The sequence below is a fragment of the Sodalis sp. RH15 genome, assembly GCF_047324255.1.
GTDB lineage: Bacteria > Pseudomonadota > Gammaproteobacteria > Enterobacterales > Enterobacteriaceae > Acerihabitans > Acerihabitans ligni.
This window is the reverse complement of sequence record NZ_CP178738.1, coordinates 368,752-391,179: the sequence shown is the minus strand read 5'-3', so window position 1 is coordinate 391,179 and position 22,428 is coordinate 368,752. Positions and strand designations below refer to the sequence as shown.

Here is a 22,428-nt window from a genome sequence, read left to right as displayed (position 1 = left end):
GTGATGACCCGCTTAATGCTATCCGCCCTGATGATGTTATCCATCGCCCTGTGCTGGCGCGCCCAGGGCGCCTGCCAGTTGCCTCCGTCATCCGCCGGCCTGGGTACGGTGACATCCTTTACCGTTAACAGCAGCGTTTCCTCCGCCAGCGGCAATATCAATCTCAACTGCGGTTCGGGCAGTACCCTGTCGCTGCTGGGTGACAACTACATCCGTTTGCAGCTCACCGGCGCAACCCATATCAGCGGCGGCCGTGCGGTATTGAAACATGACAACGGCGGCGACCAGATCCCGATTCAGCTGTGCTCCACCGCCAACTGCTCGACGGAACTGACGGTAAACGGTCCGCCGGCCAGCTATGACTCCGGCCAGTTGGTTAACCTGATCGGGCTGATGGGGGGATTGAATTTTTCCATTCCGCTTTTTATCCGCACTCTTACCGGCCAGAACGTGGCCGCCGGCAGCTATAGCGGCACCCTGAATGTGCTTACCAGCTATGCGATTTGTACCGGCATCGGCGCCGTGGGCCAGTGCATGCCCGGCGGCCTCCAGTCGGGTTCCGCGGTGGTGCCCATGACCGTCAGTCTTGCCATTACCAACGATTGCACCACGATTACCGCCCCTAATATCAGCTTCGGCAATGCGCCGCTGCTTACCGCGTTCAGTCCCGTGTCCCAGTCCATTACGGTGATTTGTACCAAAGGCAGCACCTATACGGTGGGAGTGAATTACGGCAACAATGCGGTGAACAATGTCCGGAACATGGCCAATGGCGGTTCCTTTATCAGCTATGATATTTTTAAAGGGAGCGGGGGCGGCCGCTGGGGCGACACCGGCGGCGATCGCTGGTCCAGCAGCCTGGCCAGCGGCGTCAGCACCGACGGCACTCTGCGTTCCTATAACTATGTGGCCCAAATTTTATCAGGCCAGGCCACGCCGCCCGCCGGCACCTATAGCGATAATCTGGTGGTGGATCTCTCTTTTTAAGCCGGCATCCGCCGCGTTGCCCTGTGCCGGAAGTCTGGCGGCGGACCTCCGTTTAACACGCCGCTACAGGCTCCGGTGTTGGCGGGCCTAGCGCGCTGTGGGGCGCTCTGGCGGGCAGGAAAACCATGCCCGCTTCGACTCCATCAGCACGCTCTCCCTTTAACACGCCCACTTCAGCATCGGTGATCGCGGGCCTGGCCTGCCGCCTCCTCCCCCCGGCTCCCCCCTGTTTGCGTTCGGGGGAGAGGAGGGCGGGCCGGTGGATATATGGCAAAGTAGGTTGTTTTAGGCATCAGAAAGAGGGTTATGTATGTTGCAGGCCTGGCATCTTCCGGTGGCGCCCTTTATGCAAAAGCGTAACCGGCATCTCATCCTCTCTTTGTGGCTGGCGGGAGATGAACTGCCGGATGCCGCGCTGCTGCGTTATGAGCAGGACAATGAAGAGTGGCTGCTCCCTATGCAGCTTCTGCCGGAGCAGTCCGGCCTGGGGTGCCGGCGGTACCGTACCGAGATTCCGCTGGACACCGGGCAGCCGCGCCGGCGTTACTGTTTTAAATTGCTCTGGCAAGAGAGCCAGAGCTGGTTCACGCCGTTGGGCTGGAGCGCCGCGCCGCCCGGACAGATGGCGCAATTTGCCGTTGATCTGCCCGATAACGGTCCGCAATGGGTGGCGGATCAGGTGTTCTACCAGATTTTCACCGACCGCTTCGCCGCCGGTGCCGATCTCAATGGCGCCTATGGGCGGGGTATATCGTCCGACAGCCGCCATCCTCTGCCGGCCGAGCCGGGAGCGGCCCGCCAAGCCGCGGCGGCAGCCGATAACCATGGCCACGTCCTGCCGGTAACGGCAGCGTCAAATCGCGATCCCCACCAGGCCGCAGCGGCAGCAGGTAATCGCGGCCCCGGCCAGGCAACAGCGGAGATGGATAACGATTTTCTGCCGGGTGAACCGTCGGCAGGGTGCGCTCAGGGCTGGGGGCAAAACTTTGAAGAAGATGGCAGCGCCGGCACCTTTTTCGGCGGCGATCTGCACGGCGTGGTGGCAAAGCTGCCTTGGCTGACCCGGCTGGGCGTGACCGCCCTGTATTTTAACCCGATATTTTCCGCCCCCAGCGTGCATAAGTATGATACCAAGGATTACCGCCATGTGGATGAACGGTTTGGCGGCGATCAGGCGCTGCTGCGGCTGCGCAAGGCCACTCAACGGCTTAGGATGCGCCTGATCCTGGACGGCGTATTCAACCATACCGGCGAGACCCATCCGTGGTTCGATCGTGACGACGAGGGAGGTAGCGGCGCCTGTCATCACCCCGACTCACTCCACCGGCAATGGTACAACTTCACTCCTGAAGGCGAGGCGCTGGACTGGAAAGGCCATGCCAGCCTGCCGAAGCTCGATTATGCCTCTTCCGCGCTGGTGCATGAAATCTACAGCGGCAAGGACAGCGTGGTGCGCCACTGGCTGCGCCCTCCGTGGCAAATAGACGGCTGGCGGCTGGACGTGGCGCATATGTTGGGAGAATCCGGCGGCGCGAAAAACAATTTGCATCACATCAACGGCATCACCCGGGCGGCAAAATCGGTGAACCCTCAGTCCTTTATAGTGGGAGAGCATTTTGGCGACGCCCGCCCCTGGCTTCAGGCGGATGCGGAAGACGCGGCGATGAACTATCGCGGATTCACCCTGCCGGTATGGGCCTTTCTGGCCGGGAAAGATATCGCCGGCCATCCTATCTCGCTGACGGCGCAGGAGTGCGCCCGGTGGCTGGAGGAGTACCGCGCCGGATTGTCCCATCAGCAGCAGCTGCGCATGTTCAATCAGTTGGACAGTCACGATACCCCGCGCTTTATCACGGTGCTCGGCAGCCATGGCCGCCGTCTGGCGCTTGGAGTGGTCTGGCTGTTCTGCTGGCCGGGGGCGCCCTGTATCTATTACGGCGATGAGGTGGGATTGGACGGCGGCAACGACCCGTTTTGCCGTAAACCCTTCCCCTGGCATGAGGCGGATCAGGACCAGGCGCTGCTGGGACTGTACCGCCGCCTGGCCTGGTTACGGCACGACAGCCCGGCGCTGCGTTACGGCGGCTGCCAGGTAGTGATTGCCCGGGAAGGCCTGCTGGTGTTCGTGCGGGTCTATCAGCAGGAACGGATCCTGGTGGCATTGCAGCGCGGCGAGGGGGGGCAGGCGACGCTGCCCTGGTCTCCGCTGCTGTCCGGCGTGGCGTGGCAACGGCTTGAGGGGGAGGGGATCCAGACCAGCGACGGGCTGGTGCTGCCGGAAGACAGCGTCACCCTGTGGCGGGGCAAGGCGGGGCAAAGGCTCCGCCTGGCCGCAGACCCTGCTTAGCCGCACGTAAGCCGTATGGCAGTGGCGCTCCCGCTGCGCGTTACTCGCACAACGAAGGCAGGCGTCGCGGAAAGGATAACGGCGGCCTGCCGGCGGACACATCACTCCGGCGGAAGCGTTTCCTCCTGCTCTTCCGGCAGCGCGGGCGGCTGCCCCATGGGCAGTTGAATATAAAAGCAGGCGCCCCCTTCCGGCCGGTTGCCGGCGCGAATATGTCCGCCGTGCATTTCAACGATGGCTTTGCAGATGGCCAGGCCCAATCCCACGCCGGGCACCGCAGATTCCTTGGTGCCGCGGGCGAATTTTTCGAAAATGGCGGTTTCCTGCCCTTCCGGAATACCGGGGCCGCTGTCCCAGACTTCGATTTCCAGCCGATCCTGGCGCTGTTCGGCCCGGATACCCAGTTGGGCGTGCTCGCCGGCGTATTTTAGGGCATTCTCCAGCAGGTTGTTGAATACCCGTTCCAGCAATGGACCGTCGGCGTTAATCAACAGCAGATGGTCCGGCAGATCGAGCTGGACCTGGCGGCCGTTCAGCAACGGCTCCATGATTTTCAGCGTGCCGCCCACCACCTCTTCCAGCGCCACCCACTCCGCCCGCAGATTGATACCCCCCGACTGAATTCGCGCCATATCCAGCAGATTGTTCACCAGACGAATGGTGCTGAGGGTCTGCTGGCGAATCTGGCTGGCCTGCGGCGCGTACTTCGAGCCTTCCGCCGCCAAATCCAGCGTCAGGATTTCCGACTGGCCGAACAGCACCGTCAGCGGCGTGCGCAAATCATGGGACAGGGCCGCCAGCAGGGAATTGCGCAGCTCTTCCCGTTCGGCGGACAGCCGGGCGCGCTCTTCGCGCCGGGTGAGTTCCATGCGCTCCAGCGCCCCGGCCAGCAGCACGGTGAAGGTTTCCAGCATGCGCTGCTGCTCGGGGATCATCAGCTGGCGCAGATTCGCCGGCTCAATCACCAACAGGCCGAGAACGTTGCCGGTGGTCTTGAGCGGCAACATCTGCCAGGGAACCCCCGGCAGCGTATCCGTACCGGCGCCGGCGGGCAGGCCCCGGTCAAAACTCCAGCGGGCGATGGCGCGGTCGGGAATCGAGGTAAGGTTGGTTTCACCCACCCGGCCGAGATCGCCGTTTTCCCGAGGCAATAACAGCTCGCTGCGCGCCTGCAGGGTGATATTGATAATGCGCTGGCAGGTGGCGACGATATCGTTCACGTCCCGGGCGCTGCTCAACGCGCGGGACATTTCATAAAGATGCCGGGCCCGCTGTTCCCGGTAGCGCGCCACCCGTGCCTGATAACGGACCCCCGCCGTCAGATTGCCGATGATGATGCCCACCGCCAGCATCACGCCGAACGTCACCAGATACTGCACGTCCGACACCGCCATGGTGCCGGTAGGCGCGACAAACACCATGTCGAAAACCACGATGTTCAGCACCGTCGCCACCACCGAAGGCCAGCGGCCGTAACGCAGGGCGACGATCACCACCCCCAGCAGATAAATCATTACCAGGTTAACGGCATCCACGCCGGGCAACAGCCATTTGCCGCCGAGGGTAATCAGCGCGCAGAGCAGCATCGCCGCGACGCAGCCCCGCAGCTGCACCCGCCATTTATCGATAAACGACCGGTTATCCTGCAGCGGGCCGGGAGCGGCTTCCACCCGCTCATCCAGGGCCACGATCACCAGATCAAGGTCCAGGCCGAGCCGCCCCAGCCGATCGGCGAAACTGTCCCGCCGCCAGCGCCGCGCCGGACGCCGGCCGATGATGATTTTACCGAGATTGTGCTCCCGGGCGTAGCGCAGCACCGCCCTGACTTCATCAGGGTCCGACAGGGTGGACGTTTCCGCCCCCAGGTCCTGGGCCAGCCGCAGGGTACGCAAAATAGCGCGGCGGCGCGGTTCGGCCAGGCGGTGCGATACCGGCGTTTCCACATACACGGCATGCCAGACGCTGCCGAGCTTGGCCGCCAGCCGGGCGGCGGTGCGCACCAGTTTCTCGCTGCCGGCGTTATTGCCGATGCACAGCAGAATGGCATCCCGGGTATGCCAGACTTTTTCCCGGCCCTGGACGTCCCGCCAGGCGCGCATTTGTAAGTCCACCCGATCGGCGGTGCGGCGCAACGCCAGTTCCCGCAAAGCGAACAGATTGCCTTTACGGAAAAAGTTCTCAATGGCCCGTTCGGCGCGATCGCCGATATACACTTTGCCCTCTTTCAGCCGTTGCAGCAGATCGTCGGGGGGCAGATCCACCAGCACCACTTCATCGGCGGAGTCGAAAAAGGGATCCGGCACGGTTTCGCGCACCCGGATGCCGGTCACGCCGCTGACGATATCGTTCAGGCTCTCCAGATGCTGGACATTCACCGTGGTGATGACATCGATACCGGCATTAAGCAGTTCGTCAACGTCCTGCCAGCGCTTCGGATGGCGGGAGCCGCGGGCATTGGTGTGCGCCAGCTCATCCATCAGGATGACCGCCGGCCTGCGGGCCAGCGCCGCATCCAGATCGAACTCCTGATGCCGGTGCCGGCCTGCGGCCCGCCTGGGCAGGACCGCAAGTCCTTCCAGCTGCGCCGCGGTTTCCGCCCGGCCGTGGGTTTCCACCACCCCCACCAGCACATCCAGCCCCTGAGCGCGCAGACGGCGCGCCTCCTGCAGCATCGCCCAGGTTTTGCCCACCCCGGCGCAGGCGCCGAAATAGACTTTGAGCTTGCCGCGGCGCGGATTCCCGGCTTGCACTAACAGCGCATCGGGATCGGGACGCTGTTGCTCCTCGTTCATACAGGCTCCTTGCCGGCTGGTGGAAACAGGACGGCGCAGCGTTTACCAACAAGACCGCCCACGCACCCGCGCGGACGGTCGGCTTTTCTCTCGCTCCGCCTTATTATGGCCGCGGCACGGAATCCAAGGCGATATTCAGCTCCAGCACATTCACCGCCGGGTCGCCGAGAAAATAAAGCGGCGGACGAGAGGTGTTTTCCTCAATCAGCCGCTGCACCGTTTCCAGGGGCAGCCGGCGCGCCGCCGCTACCCGCTGCGCCTGCCATTGGGCGGCGGCGGGGGAAATCTCCGGGTCCAGCCCGCTGCCGGAAGCGGCAACCAGATCCACCGGTACCGCCGGGGCGGCCAGAGGGTTGGCGGCGCGCAGATCGGCTATACGCTGTTTAAACGCCTTGTCCAGATCCGGATTGCCCGCCGCCAGATTACTGCCGGAGGACGCCAATGCATTATAGGGGGAATCCGACGTGGCGGACGGACGGCCCTGAAAATATTCCGGACGGACAAAGGACTGTCCGATCAGGGTGGAACCGCGTATTTCACCGCCGATATCCAACAGCGAACCCTGGGCTTGGCCGGGGAACCACCACTGCCCCAGCGCGCCGGTGAGCAGCGGATACACGGCGCCGGTCATCAGCGTCAGCAATATCATTAACAGCACGGCCGGACGTAATTGACTCATCATAATTCCTCTTTTTTTAGGCCAGGCCCGCGACGGTCAGCACAATATCGATAAGCTTGATGCCGACGAAAGGCACCAGCAGGCCGCCCAGACCGTAAATCAGCAGATTACGGCGCAGCAGCGCGGCGGCGCTCATGGGGTGGTAACTGATTCCCTTCAGCGCCAGGGGGATCAGGAACACAATCACCAGCGCGTTAAAGATCACCGCCGACAATATTGCCGAACCGGGGGAGTGCAAATGCATCACATTCAGCCGGTTCAGCTCCGGATAGGTCACGGCAAAGGCCGCCGGAATAATGGCGAAATACTTGGCAACGTCGTTGGCGATACTAAAGGTGGTCAGGGAGCCGCGGGTCATCAGCATCTGTTTGCCGATATGCACCACTTCCAGCAGTTTGGTGGGATTGGAATCCAGATCCACCATATTGCCCGCCTCCTTGGCCGCCTGGGTGCCGGAGTTCATGGCCACCGCCACATCCGCCTGGGCCAGGGCCGGGGCGTCGTTGGTGCCGTCGCCGGTCATTGCCACCAGCCGCCCTTCGGCCTGGTATTGACGGATGAGCGCCAGCTTGGCTTCCGGCGTGGCTTCCGACAGGAAATCATCTACTCCCGCCTCGGCGGCGATTGCCGCCGCGGTCAGCGGATTGTCGCCGGTAATCATCACGGTCTTGATACCCATGCGGCGCAGTTCGGCGAAACGCTCTTTAATACCGCCCTTAACAATATCCTTTAGCGCCACCACCCCCATCACCCTGGCATCTTCCGATACCACTAGGGGCGTGCCGCCGCCGCGCGCCACCTCTTCCACCATACGGGTCACTTCAACGGGAAAACGGCCGCCGTTGGATTCGATATGCCGGCGAATGGAATCCACCGCCCCCTTGCGAATCATGCGCTGCTGTAAATTCACCCCGCTCATGCGGGTCTGGGCCGAGAAAGGAATAAAGGTGGCATCCAGACTCTGTATATCGAGCTCCCGAAGATTGTATTTCTGCTTCGCCAGCACCACGATGCTGCGGCCTTCCGGCGTTTCATCCGCCAGGGACGCCAGCTGCGCGGCGGCGGCCATTTGCTGCTCGCTGACGCCCGCCGCCGGGACGAACCGGGTGGCCTGCCGGTTCCCAAGCGTAATGGTGCCGGTTTTATCCAGCAGCAAAACGTCAATATCCCCCGCCGCTTCGACGGCGCGGCCGCTGGTGGCGATCACATTGGCCCCCAGCATCCGGCTCATGCCTGCCACGCCGATGGCGGACAGCAAACCGCCGATGGTAGTGGGGATCAGGCACACCAATAAGGCCACCAGCACCGTGACGCTCACCGGCTCGCCGCCCCAGGCGGAAAATGGCCACAGCGTGACGGTGGCTAAATATAAAACAATGGTCAGCGATACCAGCAGTATGGTGAGGGCGATCTCATTAGGGGTCTTGCGGCGCTTGGCCCCCTCCACCATGGCAATCATGCGGTCGAGGAAAGTTTCGCCGGGGTTGACGCTGCAGCGAATCACCAGCCAGTCGGATAAAATCCTCGTCCCGCCGGTGACGGAGGCAAAATCACCTCCCGCCTCGCGGATGACCGGCGCGGATTCACCGGTGATGGCGCTTTCGTCCACCGAGGCCCCCCCTTCCAGCACCTCGCCGTCGCAGGGGATAATATCCCCCGCTTCCGCCAGCACCACGTCCCCTTTGCGCAATGAATCCGCCGCGACTTTGTGTTGTTCGGCGTCATGATGAGGCTGGGAGAGCTTCTTGGCCCAATTGCTTTTTCGCACCCCGCGCAGGCTTTCCGCTTGGGCCTTGCTGCGGCCTTCCGCCAGCGCTTCGGCAAAGTTGGCGAACAGCACGGTAAACCACAGCCAAACGGAGATAGCCGCCGAAAAACCGGCGGACCCGGCCACCAGCCTCGCCACCATCCCCACGGACAGTAGCGCGGTTAAAATACTGCCTAAATAAACAACAAACATCACCGGATTGCGGAACTGTACCCGCGGGTCCAGCTTTTTAACGGCATCCACCATGGCGACACGCACTAACGCCGCGTCAAACAATGACTTTTGATTACGACTCATGGAAAATTTCTCCGGCGATTAATGACCTAACAATTGCAGATGTTCCGCGATCGGGCCGAGCGCCAGGGCGGGGATAAATGTCAGCGCGCCCACCAGCATCACTGTGCCTACCAGCAGCGAAATAAACAGCACACCGTGCGTCGGCAAGGTTCCGTTGCCCACCGGCTGCACTTTTTTTACCGCCAGCGAACCGGCAATGGCCATCACCGGCACAATGGGCCCATAGCGGCCCAGCAGCATGCACACCGCCAGCAACATGTTCCAGAACGGCGTATTGGTGCTTAGGCCGGCGAAGGCGCTGCCGTTATTATTGGCGGCGGAAGAGACGGCATAGAGCACCTCGCTGAAACCATGGGTACCTGGGTTCGACATTCCGCCGCGGCCGGCGGCGGTCATCATGGCCAAGGCCGTGCCCAACAGGACCAGCGACGGGGTGATAAGGATAGCCAGGGCGGTCATTTTCATTTCCCATACATCGATTTTTTTACCCAGATATTCCGGCGTACGGCCAATCATCAGCCCGGCGATGAATACCGCCAGCAGCACGAACAGCAGCATGCCGTACAGGCCGGAGCCCACGCCGCCGAATATCACTTCACCAAGCTGAATCAGCCACATCGGCACCATGCCGCCCAGCGCGGTGAACGAATCGTGCATGGCATTCACCGCCCCGCAGGACGCGGCCGTGGTAATGGTGGCAAACAGGCTGGAATTGAGGATACCGAAGCGGGTTTCTTTGCCCTCCATATTGATGGCGCTGTCGGCGCCGAGGGCCAGCAAATGCGGATTACCGTTCAGTTCGGCCCACATCACCGCCACCGCCGCCGCGATAAACATCACCGACATGGCCCACAACAAGGCGTTTCCCTGGCGCCGGTCGCGAACGGCATCGCCAAAAGCGAAACAGAGCGCGGCGGGAATCAGGAAAATGGCGAGCATTTGAATAAAATTGGTCAAGGCATCGGGGTTTTCGAACGGATGAGCGGAGTTCACGTTAAAAAAGCCGCCGCCGTTGGTGCCCAGCATTTTGATGGCTTCCTGCGAAGCCACCGGCCCCATGGGCAGGATTTGCTTCGCGCCTTCAAGGGTGTGTATCGGCAGGTAATCCGCCCAATTCTGCGGTGTGCCCTGGCTGATGAAAATCAGGGCGATAATCAGCGAAATCGGCAACAGTACATAGAGGGTGATACGGTAGATATCCCGCCAGGCGTTGCCCAGCGTCGCCACCGAACGATTGGCGAACCCCCGGATCAGCGCGAAGGCCACGGCGATACCGGTGGCCGCCGACAAAAAGTTCTGTACCGTCAGTCCGGCCATCTGGCTGAAATAACTCATGGTGCTTTCGCCGCCATAGGATTGCCAGTCGGTATTACTGGCAAAACTGATGGCGGTATTAAGCGCCAAATGCCAGGACAGGCCGGGCAGGTGCTGCGGATTCAGCGGCAGTATCCCCTGTAACAGCAACAGAACGAACAGAATCAGGATACCCAAGGCATTAAATAACAGGACGGCCCATAAATAACCGCTCCACCGCATACTGTCGGTGCCGATGCCGCATACGCGCCATATCAGCCGCTCGACCCCGGCGAAACCCGGCGCCGGTCGGTCATTAATCAGTCCCGTCAGTCCCCGGCCCAAAGGACGGGCCAAAATCATCAACACCACCATATAACCGGCGAGCAATAAAAATGCGCTGGCAGCCATCAGAACTCCTCCGCCTTAACCAGGGCGTAAATCAAATAGCCCAGCAATAAAAACACCAGCACAATGCCGGCGAGCAGTGAAAAATTCACAATGCGTCTCCACAGGGGAATTGAGGTAGGATTGAGTGTAATGTTTTGAATGAAAAGGCCGCGTAAAAATAATGGCGCGGCGTGTAAAAATAATATAAAAATGGTCCCTCTTCCCAACACTTTCAATTAATATATCTTTTAATTCAGCCGCACCGATTTATACAAAAATTTTATACTCTCAAGAGCGATTTTTACGGCTTTTTTATTTCACACCGATTAAGTTAATTATGATGCGTTAATAGGGGGTATTTCTTTACCGGAAATATCTATTTCATCGCCATTGAATAGCAGTGGAATGAAAGCGACGGACCCGCTCCCGGTCTATGACGACGTCAGGTCCTTGAGGACGACGACAATGAAAACTCTGCTGATTAATATTCTTATATTAATACCGTGCTTAATGGCAGCCGAGGCCGCACTGGCTATATCGCCGGTGCCGGCACCGGAATTTCCCGATGACACGTCTGAACTTTCACCGGAACAACAGGCGCAAATAGGCAAAATCGCCGCCGAATATCTATTGGCGCATCCGGAAATCCTGCTGCAGATAAACAGCAAATTGCAGGCCGGTAAAGCCTTGAGTCAACCGCCCCATTGCGCGCCGGTAAAAAACACCGGCACCCGATAAAATAAACCGGCACGGCCAACCGTTCGCGGCGCCGGCAAAGAACCCGGCATGCGCCGCCTAGCCTCCCGATTGCCCGGCGTGGAGCCGGCTGTTATCCCATACCGGCCCCTCCTGTCTGATATCCGAGACTATCTGGCCGGCGTCCAGCTTGATAAGCCGGTCCGCCGAGGGGAAATAGGCATCGTCATGGGTTATCACCAGTACGGTTTTCCCCCGGGCTTTCAGATCGGGCAAAATTTGTCGGTAAAACACCGCTTTAAAGGCGGGGTCCTGATCGGCTGCCCATTCATCGAACAGATAGAAAGGGCGATCTTCGGTCCAGGCCAGCAACAGCGCCAAACGCTTGCGCTGGCCTTGGGACAGGGCGGTGGTTGAAAACCGCCCCTGCCGGATGCTGACCTTGTGCTCCAGCTGCAGCGCCGCCAGCAGCGTTGATATTTGTCCGTCATCGGCGGGACGTTCGCTGCTGACATCATCGAAAAGATAAAAATCGCTGAACACCACCGAGAAACACTGGCGGTAGCGTTCCCAGTCCGCTTCGCCCACAGGCTCGCCGTTAAGCAGGATAACGCCCTCCTCCGGGGGATAAAGTCCCACCAGCAGTTTGGCCAAGGTGGTTTTGCCGCTGCCGTTGCCGCCGATGACAAACGTCAGTTCGCCGGGCCGTAAGGCCAGGGTTATGGGGCCGAGCAGGAAAGAGGCGTTATCCAGTTCACGCCGGTAATGGTGGGTAACGCCGCAAAGGGAAAGGCTTTTCAACGCCGGCATCGGCGCGCCGCGCTGGAGGGGCTCTGCCGGCAATTGCCGCCGCACGTCCTGGATACGCGCCAGCGCCACTCGCGCGGTGGCGATGTTCGGCAGGGCGGACAGCAGCCCTTCGATGGGGATAATCATATACAGAAAAACCATCGCATAGCCGGTTATCACCGGATGGCTAAGGGGGAGCCAGCGTCCGAGCAAGAACAGCACGCCGCCGATAAAGGCAAAAAACAGGAAGCTGCCCCAGCTGGTGGCCATGCCATACAGCACATAACCGCGGGTGCGTTCTGCGCGCACCGCTTCGATATTTGTCGCCACTTCGTTATTGATAAACCGCCGGCGGCGGACGGGGTTGAGCTTGAGCTCTTTCACGCCATCAAACAGCGCGCGAAACAGATGCAGCAGCGTATCCTCGCGCCGCCGGGAACTGCGTAGCAGCGTCAGCGCCCGGCCATGAATCAGCCAGAAGCCCAGCGAACCCAACGTGATGGTCACCAGGGCGCACAGCAATACCGGCCAGGAGAGCAGACCGAGGTAGCACAGGCAGCCGGCGATCACCGCCCCATACATCACCAGGTTGGGCAGGCCGACAAAAAACACCACGATAGTATCCAAATCCTGCGTCAGCACCGCCATCGCCCGCGACATGCCCAGGCTCTCGACGCTTTGCAGGCCGGCGTCGCCGATACAGGCCACCACCTCGTTGCGCAGCCGGGCTTTGGCGCGCTGGCCAAGATACATAAATACCGTTTCGGACAGCACGCGGGTGATAAGCATCAGCAGGGTCAGCGCGATAAAGGTCCGTCCCAGCAACGCCAATCCATCCGCCTCGACGGTGAGGGTTTTGTTGATCAGGGCTATGAGCGACGCATTGCTGAATCCACTCACCACGCTGGCAATCAATGCCAGCAATAATAATCCTCCGGCATCACGGGCCAACTGTAACAAGGTACGCATAACCACACTCCAGACAGCGGCCGGCTTGCATAACAGCGGCTGAATATTAGCTTATAATCCATGTCGGCCATTGTAATTGCCTTGATGGCCGCGTCACCCATTCCCCTGTCCGCTCGGCGGGATTCCCCCAAAAAATACGCCGGAAAGACAGCAACTGTCCGTCCGGCGATGTTCCGGCCAGCAATGCCCCAACCGACAAAACCCTCAATAATCGACGCTCACTGTCAGCATGACATTGCGCGGCTCGCCACGTTCGCTGAAGTAGCTGGACGGTACGCGGGCGTAATAGTCGCGATCAAATACATTATTCAACGTCAGGCTGGCATCTAAATGTTTGTTGAAGCGGTACCCGGCCTGAAGATCAACCAAAGCATATCCCCCTTGCTGCCATGCATCGCGATCGGTCTCGCTTTGCGCCCGTACGCCGCCGCCGACGCGAAAACCATCCAGAGCGCCTCCGCGGAAATGCCAAAGGGTCCAGAGCTTGGCCTGCTGGCGCGGCTCTTCATCATCAAAACGCGCATTTCCGTAGGTGGGATCGTTGACATAATTGGCGGTCAGCAGCGTATAGCTGGCGTAGATATCCCACTGCGGCAGGATATTGCCGTTAAGTTCCAGTTCCAAACCATCGCTGCGGGCCCGGCCGCCGGCCACGGAGCCCGTGGGATGATCCGGATCGTCAATGGCGCGGTGTTCGTCATTGATGCGGAACAACGCCAGCGAACTTTGCAAACGGTGATCCATGAAGTCACCTTTGATGCCGGTTTCGTACTGTTCGCCGGTACGGGGCGGCAATCCTTGTCCGTCCCACGTGGTGGCGGACTGCGGCGAGAAGATCTTGGTATAACTCACATAGGTGGCAATCTGCGGCGTCAAATCCAGCACCAGTCCGGTGTAGGGGACAAATTTGTGGCGCTCGTTATAGCTGGTGGTCCAATCGCCGCTGTCCGGCAGGAAAGGCTGGCTCTTTTGGCTGAACGCCGCCAGACGACCGCCGAGGATCAGGTGCAGCGGGTCGGCCAGCTCGATGTTGCCCTGCCCGTAGACCCCTACCTGCTGAATACGCTGGCGGGTGCCGCTGGTGAAATCAATGTCCGGCCGGGGAATATCATTGGGAGAGAAAATATCGTAATTACCGAGATCGGCAAATCCGCTGCGGCTGCTCTGCTTGTTAAGCTGGTAATTGGCCCCCAGCGTCAGCGTGTGCCGGCGCCCGAAAGCCGACACCGGCCCGGAGAGATTGCTGTCGAGGCCGAACCAGTCGTTGACGATGCGTTGCCGCTGTCCGGTATAATCCGATTCATTGGTCTGCGGGTCCACCCCGCCGCCGGAATAGGCGTAGTCGGATTTGGACAGGATATGCCGGTAAAAGAGCGTAGTCCGGGATTTCCAGTCATTGCTGAAAGTATGCGACAGAACGGCGTTCGCTTCCTGCATGTTGATATCGCTGTAGTTCCAGTCCGGACTATAGTTTCTGGTGGTGCGGCCACGAACCGGGCTGCCATCGGTATACAGGGACGGTCCGTAGTCAAAGCCTCGCAGGGGATTGCTTTGTATTCCACCGGAAAAAGACAGCATCGTCGCGGGGGAGACGTCATATTCCAATGCGCCGTAAGCCATGACGTGCTTGTTCACTTCATTTTCCAGGAAAGTATGCTGATCCTGGCCTACCACCACCGCCCGTCCGCGCAGCGTCCCTTCGTCGTTCATCGGCCCGGTGACATCCAGCTGCTGGCGATAGTCGCCATAGCTGCCGATGCTGGTTTGAGAGCCAAAATGAAAGGTGTCGGCAGGCATTTTACGCACCAGGTTAACGGTGCCGCCGGGCTCGCCGGCGCCATCCATCAGTCCGGACGGACCACGGAACACTTCCACGCGATCGTACATCGCCAGGTCAAACTGCGGCTCATACTGAATGCCGCTGGCCAGGGGTACGCCGTCAAACTCGATGCCGACGTCATATCCCCGCGACTTGAAATACGTGGTGCCGTCGCCATAGTCCACGGCGGTAATACCGGTACTGTAATTCAGCGCATCGCTTACCGTGGTCATATTCTGGTCGTCCATGCGCTGGCGGGTCACCACTGATACCGAGCTGGGGATATCCTTAGTCGCCACGGGCTGCTTGCCGAACAGCGTAACCGCCCCGGCGGCATAGCTTTGCGTGCCTTCGCTGACGGCGTCCAGCTCATTGCCGGCGGTCACCCGTACCGCCGGCAACGTGACTGAATCGGCCGGCGCCTCTGGAACGCCCTTCGCCGATAGGGTAGCGGCGGGGGCTGTGCCGGCAGTGTCCGCGCTGGCGACGGCGGCGCTGGCAGTCATGGCATGGGTAAAAGTAAGAGCCAAAACCGGCGCCCAGCGGCGAACGGGCAGGAGCAAATTCATTGATGAATCCCCTCGGAATCAATAAGTTAAATGATTATGGTTATTTATTAGATCGCCTAATGAACGAAATGATAATCATTTACTTTTAAAAAAACAGCGGTCATAGTGTTCGCTTCGGGACATATCCCGCCGGAAGTCAGCAAGAGTGACAATCATTGTCGCTTTTTACCGCAATCACCCGCCCCTGGAGGACCGGTCATGTCGCTCAGCATTATTTCCCCCAAGGTCAGCGGCTGGATACATACCTATGCCGCCGGACAAGGCCAGGGCTGGCACTCCCATGAAGAGGGCCAGCTGATCTACGCCTGCCGGGGGGGCCTGCAGGTCTTTACGCGGGGGGAGTGCTGGATATCTCCGGCCCTGACGGCCGTCTGGCTGCCGGGCGGGCAGCCTCATAGCTGGTTATCCCTCACCGATGCGCCGGTGGTAAGCCTGTACATGTCGGGAGACAAGCCGGCGTGGGAAAAACACGCGGCCGCGCGGCACATTTCGCCATTGCTGCATGCGTTGCTGATGCGGGTCATTGATGAGGATAACGGTGATGTCCCGCCTCCGACGCTGCCGCTGATACGCAGCGAACTGGACCGCAGCCGGATCGGTGCCGCCGTCTGGCTGGCGCAGCCCGCCGACCACCGGCTGGCGGCTGTTTGCCGGTATCTGGACGAGCGTCCCGACGATGACCGTCCGTTGGCCTGGTGGAGTGAGCATACCGGTATCGAGCCGCGCACGCTGGCCCGTCGTTTTGTGCGCCAAACCGGGCTGACCTTCGGCGACTGGCGGCGGCGGAATCGTCTACAGCAGGCCATACTGCGATTGGCGCAAGGCCTGCCGGTTAAACAGGCGGCCGCCGAGACGGGCTATATGAACGCCCGCAGTTTTAATACCATGTTCAAAAAAAACCTGGGTATTACTCCCGCCCGGTTTCTCTCCCGCCGGGACTAACCGGCAACGGGAAAGCCTCTTTTTGCTTTCTCAACGGGGCTAACCGTCAAGCCGGAACACCACCGGTACGCGCACCCAGCCGGCAACCGGCTCACCGCCGCGTTTCGCCGGGATAAAGCGCCAGCGCTTCACCGCCTGCCGCGCCGCGTCGTCCAATGCATCGCTGCCGCTGCTTTGCGCGATGTTCACCTCGCCGGCGCCGCCGCCTACGGTCACCAGCACGTTAAGCATTACCGTGCCCTGCTGATGCGCCCGCCGCGCCAGGCGCGGATAGTCTGGCGGCGGATTATTGAGATAAGCCGCGTCGAATACCGGCTGAGTGACTGCCTGCGCCCTTGGGGTTTGATCCGGCACACGGCTTGCCGCCGCGGTTGCAGACTCTTTTACCGGCGCCGGGGGCGCCGGGGGTGCCGGAGCGGTTTTTTGCGGCGCCGGTTTGTGAAGCCGTTTAATTGGTTTGGCGGCAGATTTAGCCACCTCCACCGGCTTAGGCTGCGCAACCTGTTGCACAGGCGACGGCGGCTCCGGTTCAGTCGCCGGCGGCGCCTTCGGTTCCGCAGGCAACGGCGCGGGCTCTTTCACCGGCGGCGGCGGCGCCGGTATATCCCGGGCAAGGACAGGGGGCGGTACTTTTATCGGCGGGGCGGGTATCGGCGGGGCGGGCGCAGCCGGTTCCGGCGCCAGGCTTATCTCCATCACCGGCTGCAAAGCCGGCGTCAGCAGCCGTGGCGGCGAGCTTCGCTGTCCCGCCACCGCCCATAACAACAGGCCGTGGGCCAATATCGCCAGCAGGACGTACCGGGGTTTACAAGGAAAACTCGCCATCCTTTTTCCTCCTAACCCCGCCCGCGGCGGAACAGTAGCCATGCCAGCCACGGACCGCCCAACAGGGTGGCCATAAGCCCGGCGGGCAGTTGGCGCGGATAAAGCAGATTGCGCCCCATCCAGTCCGCCGTCGCCATGATAAGCCCGGCAATCATCGCCGCCGTCAGCAGCTGCGCCACCGGCCCCCTCGCGCCGAGCCGGCGGGCGATATGGGGCCCCAGCAGGCCGACGAAGGAAAGCGGTCCAACGATAAGCGTGGCGATACCGGTCATCAGCGCCGCCATCCCCAGCACCGACATCCGCGCCGCCGGCACGTTAACGCCTAGGGACGGCGCCGTTTCCCGCAGCGGCAGCAGGATAAGCCAGCGATAGAACAGAGGCGCAAGCAGCAGCAGCAGCACCGCGCTCGCCGCCGCGATAGCGGCCATCAACGGCGATACATAGTAGGTACTGCCGCTCATCAGCTGCATCAGCATATTGGCGGCGCGGCTGTTATTGACCATCACCACCGTGGCGACGGACTGGAAAAACGCGCTGATGGCCAGTCCGGTAAGCAGTACCCGCTCCGGATTGAACGCGCTGCGGCGATTTTGCAGCAGCGTCACCAGCAGCGTAACAAAGGCCCCCAGCGCGCTGCTCAGTATCAACAAAGGCAAACTGCCGCCCCCCGACAGCAGTAAAAATAGCGTGATACCTAACGACGCGCCGGCGCCGATACCCAGGATTTCCGGGCTGGCCAGCGGATTGCCGCTAAGGCGTTGAATCAGCACTCCCGCTCCCGCCAGCAGCACGCCGGCGCTCATCGCCGCCGCCAGGCGCGGCACTCGCCAGCGCCACAGGGCGGTGAACTCCTGCCAGCCGCTGAGATGCCAGCCGTGCAGGGCATGGCCGAACGATAAAGAAAGCGCGATGCCCGGCAACAGCAGCGCGCCGGCAATGACTATCGGCCGCCAGGATCCGGCCGGGGCGGCCGTCGCGGGCGGCGAGGAAGAAACCAATCCGGAGCGGACCTGGCTGACGCGGGGTAAAAACAGCAGCAGCAAGGGACCGCCGGCCAATGCCACCATCATGCCGGTGGGCAGCAGCATGCCGTTGAGCGCCGTCATATTGCCCACCGCCAGGTCCGCCAGCCACAACAGGCCGGCGCCCATAAGCGGCGACCAGAAAAATTGCCGGTACAGCGTACGCGCGCCGCAGGCCGCCGCCAGATGGGGCGCCGCCAGCCCGATAAAGCCGAACACGCCCACGGCGCTTATCACCAGGCTGGACATCATCAGCGCACACAGCAGAGCCAGCCCGCGCACCAGGCCGGGAGAGCTGCCGAGCCCCCTGCCGATATCCTCGCGCAGGCTGAGCAGCATCAGCGGACGCAACAGCATCAGCAGCGGCAGCAGACACAGGAGCAGGCGCGGCAGCAGCCAGTCAAAGGTTGACCAATCCTGCTGGGCAAGCGTTCCGCCGCCCCAAATCATTACCGACAGCAGCGAACGATCGTTAATGATGGTGAACAGCAGCGTCACGGCTCCGCCATATAAATTCACAATCAGCCCCGCCAGAATCAGCGCCATCGGCGACAGCCATTGTCGCGCCGACAGCATGAATACCGCCGCCAGCGCCAGCAGGGATCCCCCCAGCGCCGGCCACTCCCGGCCATAAAGCAGCCAGCCCGGCGCCAGCAGCGTGGTAAGGGTCAGGGCCAGCGACGCCCCGGACGCCACGCCCAGCGTCAGCGGTTCCGCCAGCGGGTTGCGTAGCGCCCGCTGCATCACCAGCCCGCAAAGCGCCAGCGTGGCGCCGCACAGCAGCGCCATGGCCTGGCGCGGCAGCCACATATCCCGCAGGATAATAGCGTGGGAATCGCTGCCCCGCAGCAATGCCGCAAAAGACGGCCACGGGAAGGGACACTGCCGGCAGGCCAGGATGATGGCGGCCAGAAACAGCGCCCCGCCCAGCCAGCGGGGCGAGCGCCGCCAGAAGAAATCATGCATGGCGCGCGCCCTCCGCCTGCAACAATCCCGCCGCCAGCGCTTCGGCGAAGCGAACGGCGCTTAACATCGCCCCCGTCGAAGAAAGGCCGGGTGGCAACGGCACGATATTACCGGCCTGCGTCAGGGGCAGACTGCGCCATAACGGCGTATCCGCCGCCGGGGGTACGCCGGCGCTGTTTCCCAGCGAAACCAGCCGCGCATCCGCCGTAGCGGCAATCTGCTGGAGTTCCACCAGCGCCTCCCCCTGGCCGTTGCCGCCGCCGCGCCAGGCGTTCCGAAGTCCCAAACGGCGCGCAACCTCGTCGAACAGGCCGCCGGTGGTCTGGAGCTTCAAATGCAGTACGTCCACCACCGTGGCGATAAACACCGCCGTTCCCCGCAATGGCTCCAGCTGCGTTTGCGCCCGGGCCAGCCGCTGCGCCGCCTGCTCCAGCAACCGGTCCGCCACCCCGTCCCGGCCGAATGCCCCGGCCATAAGCCTTGTGTCCCGTTCAATATTCGCCATCGGCCGGCTGCCCCAATTGCCTAAGGTCAGCAGCGGCGCGATACCGGTGAGCCCGTCCCGCAGCAGTGCGTGCGCGGGCGTGATAATGATGGCATCGAGGTTCAGCGCCTTGAGAGTCTCGAAGTTGGGCTGAAACAGCAGCCCGACGTCCTGCACCTGCGGCGGCAGCACCGGTAAGGCGAACAGCCGGCGATACCAGTCCGGCGCCGACACGCCTACCGGGACAATCCCCAGCGACAGCGCCATTTCAGTCAGTCCCCAATCCAGTATCGCCACCCGCGGCGGCGAAACCCCGGGCGACGAATTTGGCAGAGCCATCTTATCCATGTCCGCATCCGGCCGCGGCCCCTCCGCCAGCGCGCGGGCGCTGAGAGGGGCCAGCATGGCCAATTGCAGAAAAGCGCGGCGGGACAGCATGCTTTGGCCTACCACTGATAGCTGAGGGTGGCTACATATTGACGCTTCAAACCGTAATAGCAGCCATTATCCTGACAGCTGGCCAGATAGGTTTTATTGGTCAGATTCTGCACGTTGAGCGCCAGCTGCCACTGCTGAAGGCGATAGCGCGCCATGGCGTCATACACCGTGGCGGCGGGCACCTTCATGGTATTGTCGGTGTTGGCGTAGCTGGTGCCGACATAACGCACGCCGCCCCCCACGGTAAAGCCATCGAATTTACCGGGCAGGTTGTACTCGCTCCAGAGCGTGGCGCTTTGACGGGCGATGCCCACCGGCGAATTGCCCTCAACGCCGTTGTTGGATTTGGTGACTTCCGGATCGGTCAGCGCATAGGACGCGGTAACCAGCCAGGACGGCGTCACGTTAACCTTACCCTCCAGCTCAATACCTTTAGAGCGGATTTCACCGGTCTGTACGCTAAAATTCGCATGATCGGGGTCCGCCGTGGCGACATTGGTCTGGCGCAGGTTATATACCGCGGCGGTAAACAATGCGTCCAAACCGTTCGGCTGGTATTTCAGGCCGGCTTCCGCCTGTTTGCCCTTGGTGGGTTTAAACGCGTTGCCGTTGTAATCGGTGCCGCTGGTGGGCACAAACGAGGTGGAGTAGCTGACATAGGGGGCGAATCCGCTGTCGAAGTGATACAGCAGACCGGCCCTGCCGGTGGTGGCGTAGTCATTCTCCTCGCTGCGGCTCGCGGCCACCAGATTATGCGTTACGGTGTTTGCTTTATCATAACGTCCGCCCAGATTCAGCACCCACCGCTGCCATTTCGCCTGATCCTGCAGATAAAAACCGGTCTGGGACTGTGTTTGCTGGTTACGGTTGGTCACATCAGGCAGGTCTACCGGCGCGCTATAATCCGGATTGAGATAGTTAAGGTCCGAGGTGCTGCCGTAGCCGGAGTTCTGATGCAGGGAGTCGTGCAGATAATCAACCCCCATCAATATCTGGTGTCCCACCGCGCCTGTGGAGACATTCGCCTCTGCCTGGTTATCCACGGTAAAGCTGTTCAGCGTCTCGTTGATATTCATGGTGGAGCGGTGCACCGCCGGCGCATCGGTGGCCGTACCGAAGGGATACACCATCTGATAATCGCTGGTACTGCTCACATACCGCAGGTTCTGCCGGAACGTCCAGACATCGTTGAACTCGTGTGAAAACTGATACCCCACGCTGGCCTGCTTGCGTTCGTAGCTGTCGGTCCCCGGCTGGCCGCCGTAGAAATGGTCGGAGATTTTACCGTTGGGGTTGCTCACCAGTGTGCCGTTAACCGGCAGCATGTTGAAAAAGCCGGAATCGGGATCGCGCCGCAGCTGCGCCAGCAGCGTCAGGCTGGTACGGTCGTTCGGTTGCCAGGTCAGGGACGGCGCAATGTCGTAGTGCTTATAGCGGGTGTGATCCACCTGGGTATCGGTCTGGAACAGCGTACCGGCGACCCGTCCCAGCCACTGTTTTTGGTCGTCCAGGGGACCGGACAGATCAAAACCGGTGCCGAACTGGTTATGATTGCCGCCGGTAAGATAGACCTCGTGCACCGGTTCTTCCGTGGGTTTTTTACTGGTGAGGTTAATCAAACCCCCCGGATTTACCTGGCCGTAAAGCACCGACGAAGGGCCTTTCACTACCTCGATGCGTTCCAACAGGTAGGGGTCCCATTGGGGCCGCGACCAATAGGACACCTGGGGCAGGCGCAAACCGTCCAGGTACTCGTCCGCCGCGAACCCCCGCAGCATAATGGTATCGAAACGGTAATCCGCCCCGCTGACCTCCGACTCGGCCCCCGCCAGGTAGCGCAGCGCCTGCGGAACGTTTCTCGCTCCCTGCGAGGCCATTTGCGCCTGGGTAATGACCGAAACGCTCTGGGTGGTTTCAATCAGAGGCGTGTTGGTTTTCGTCGCGCCGACGGCCTTATGGGCAACCACGTTATCCTCATCGCCGCCGCTGTCAGCCCCGGATACCGTCACCGCCGGCAGCGTTTGGGGCGTTTCCTGGGCGCCCATGGCGTGGCCTGCCATCCCGGCCCACAGCAGCAGCGCACCCTTTGCGGCCGTTTTTCTCTTGTTCATACCTTATCCCCGGAATCAAAAATCGCACTAAACGCCGTTTCCACAAAAATGTTTCAACCGCAAAGGGCCAATAGATAACGTTTCAGCCATCAACGCGGATAAAAATGATAATCATTTGCTTTTCAAAAAGCAGCAATGCTGCCAGTATAGGAAAGATATAAAGTGGAGAAATAGCGCAAATCAGACAGTAGTTGACGGTTATTTCCGTTATTGGCGGCGATTGCTGAAAAAGACAGTAGCGATAA

The 22,428-nt window shown here is 61.1% G+C and carries 15 protein-coding genes; 4 read left to right on the top strand and 11 right to left on the bottom strand.

Annotated features, from left to right (window positions below; genetic code table 11):
* The first annotated feature begins 3 nt into the window (after window positions 1-3).
* Both ACL2XO_RS01775 and malZ read left to right on the top strand, forming a co-directional pair.
* The gene (locus ACL2XO_RS01775; RefSeq protein WP_413726220.1) at window positions 4-987 is read left to right on the top strand and encodes a spore coat protein U domain-containing protein; all 984 of its coding nucleotides are present in this window, start codon (window positions 4-6) and stop codon (window positions 985-987) included.
* A gap of 310 nt (window positions 988-1,297) precedes the next feature.
* Window positions 1,298-3,334, top strand: a complete 2,037-nt coding sequence (gene malZ, locus ACL2XO_RS01770; RefSeq protein WP_413742067.1) for a maltodextrin glucosidase — start codon at window positions 1,298-1,300, stop codon at window positions 3,332-3,334.
* A 101-nt stretch (window positions 3,335-3,435) separates the two neighbouring features.
* On the opposite strand, the gene kdpD is transcribed toward malZ, so the two are convergent.
* The 5 genes from kdpD to ACL2XO_RS01745 all read right to left on the bottom strand — a co-directional run bounded on the left by kdpD (window position 3,436) and on the right by ACL2XO_RS01745 (window position 10,663).
* Complete coding sequence (kdpD, locus tag ACL2XO_RS01765) at window positions 3,436-6,126, bottom strand: two-component system sensor histidine kinase KdpD (RefSeq protein WP_413742066.1); 2,691 nt, start codon at window positions 6,124-6,126, stop codon at window positions 3,436-3,438.
* A 103-nt stretch (window positions 6,127-6,229) separates the two neighbouring features.
* Entirely contained in the window at window positions 6,230-6,805 is a 576-nt protein-coding gene (kdpC, locus tag ACL2XO_RS01760) for a potassium-transporting ATPase subunit KdpC (protein WP_203524552.1), read from the bottom strand.
* Between the two features lie 16 nt (window positions 6,806-6,821).
* On the bottom strand, window positions 6,822-8,870 hold the full coding sequence (gene kdpB, locus ACL2XO_RS01755) for a potassium-transporting ATPase subunit KdpB (RefSeq protein WP_203524527.1): 2,049 nt from the start codon (window positions 8,868-8,870) through the stop codon (window positions 6,822-6,824).
* An 18-nt stretch (window positions 8,871-8,888) separates the two neighbouring features.
* Window positions 8,889-10,574 carry a potassium-transporting ATPase subunit KdpA gene (kdpA, locus tag ACL2XO_RS01750; protein WP_413742065.1) on the bottom strand — a complete coding sequence of 562 codons (1,686 nt, stop codon included), beginning with the start codon at window positions 10,572-10,574 and terminating at the stop codon, window positions 8,889-8,891.
* Window positions 10,574-10,663: a potassium-transporting ATPase subunit F gene (locus tag ACL2XO_RS01745; protein WP_132924009.1), complete on the bottom strand. Its 90-nt coding sequence runs from the start codon at window positions 10,661-10,663 to the stop codon at window positions 10,574-10,576. Before ACL2XO_RS01745 ends, kdpA begins: the two co-directional genes overlap by 1 nt.
* Before the next feature lie 400 nt (window positions 10,664-11,063).
* Between ACL2XO_RS01745 and ACL2XO_RS01740 the strand changes: the two genes are divergently transcribed.
* Window positions 11,064-11,291, top strand: coding sequence for a DUF3500 domain-containing protein (locus tag ACL2XO_RS01740; protein ID WP_165934292.1), 228 nt, complete (start codon window positions 11,064-11,066; stop codon window positions 11,289-11,291).
* A gap of 57 nt (window positions 11,292-11,348) precedes the next feature.
* Here the strand turns inward: ACL2XO_RS01740 and ACL2XO_RS01735 are convergent, their stop codons facing one another.
* A complete protein-coding gene (locus ACL2XO_RS01735) occupies window positions 11,349-13,007 on the bottom strand; it encodes a cyclic peptide export ABC transporter (RefSeq protein ID WP_413742064.1) in 1,659 nt (552 codons plus the stop codon).
* Window positions 13,008-13,211: 204 nt separating this feature from the next.
* Complete coding sequence (locus ACL2XO_RS01730; protein ID WP_413742063.1) at window positions 13,212-15,395, bottom strand: TonB-dependent siderophore receptor; 2,184 nt, start codon at window positions 15,393-15,395, stop codon at window positions 13,212-13,214.
* A 198-nt stretch (window positions 15,396-15,593) separates the two neighbouring features.
* Between ACL2XO_RS01730 and ACL2XO_RS01725 the strand changes: the two genes are divergently transcribed.
* Window positions 15,594-16,337, top strand: coding sequence for an AraC family transcriptional regulator (locus tag ACL2XO_RS01725; RefSeq protein ID WP_413742062.1), 744 nt, complete (start codon window positions 15,594-15,596; stop codon window positions 16,335-16,337).
* 39 nt (window positions 16,338-16,376) lie between these two features.
* Here ACL2XO_RS01725 and ACL2XO_RS01720 read toward each other — a convergent pair whose 3' ends face one another.
* The 4 genes from ACL2XO_RS01720 to ACL2XO_RS01705 are packed head-to-tail and all read right to left on the bottom strand — an operon-like array spanning window position 16,377 to window position 22,183.
* Window positions 16,377-17,162, bottom strand: a complete 786-nt coding sequence (locus ACL2XO_RS01720) for an energy transducer TonB (RefSeq protein WP_413742061.1) — start codon at window positions 17,160-17,162, stop codon at window positions 16,377-16,379.
* A gap of 11 nt (window positions 17,163-17,173) precedes the next feature.
* Window positions 17,174-19,150: a Fe(3+)-hydroxamate ABC transporter permease FhuB gene (gene fhuB, locus ACL2XO_RS01715; protein ID WP_413726210.1), complete on the bottom strand. Its 1,977-nt coding sequence runs from the start codon at window positions 19,148-19,150 to the stop codon at window positions 17,174-17,176.
* Window positions 19,143-20,072 carry an ABC transporter substrate-binding protein gene (locus ACL2XO_RS01710; RefSeq protein WP_203524848.1) on the bottom strand — a complete coding sequence of 310 codons (930 nt, stop codon included), beginning with the start codon at window positions 20,070-20,072 and terminating at the stop codon, window positions 19,143-19,145. The genes fhuB and ACL2XO_RS01710 overlap by 8 nt, the downstream gene beginning before the upstream one ends.
* Before the next feature lie 8 nt (window positions 20,073-20,080).
* A complete protein-coding gene (locus ACL2XO_RS01705; protein WP_413742060.1) occupies window positions 20,081-22,183 on the bottom strand; it encodes a TonB-dependent siderophore receptor in 2,103 nt (700 codons plus the stop codon).
* Between the last annotated feature and the right edge of the window lie 245 nt (window positions 22,184-22,428).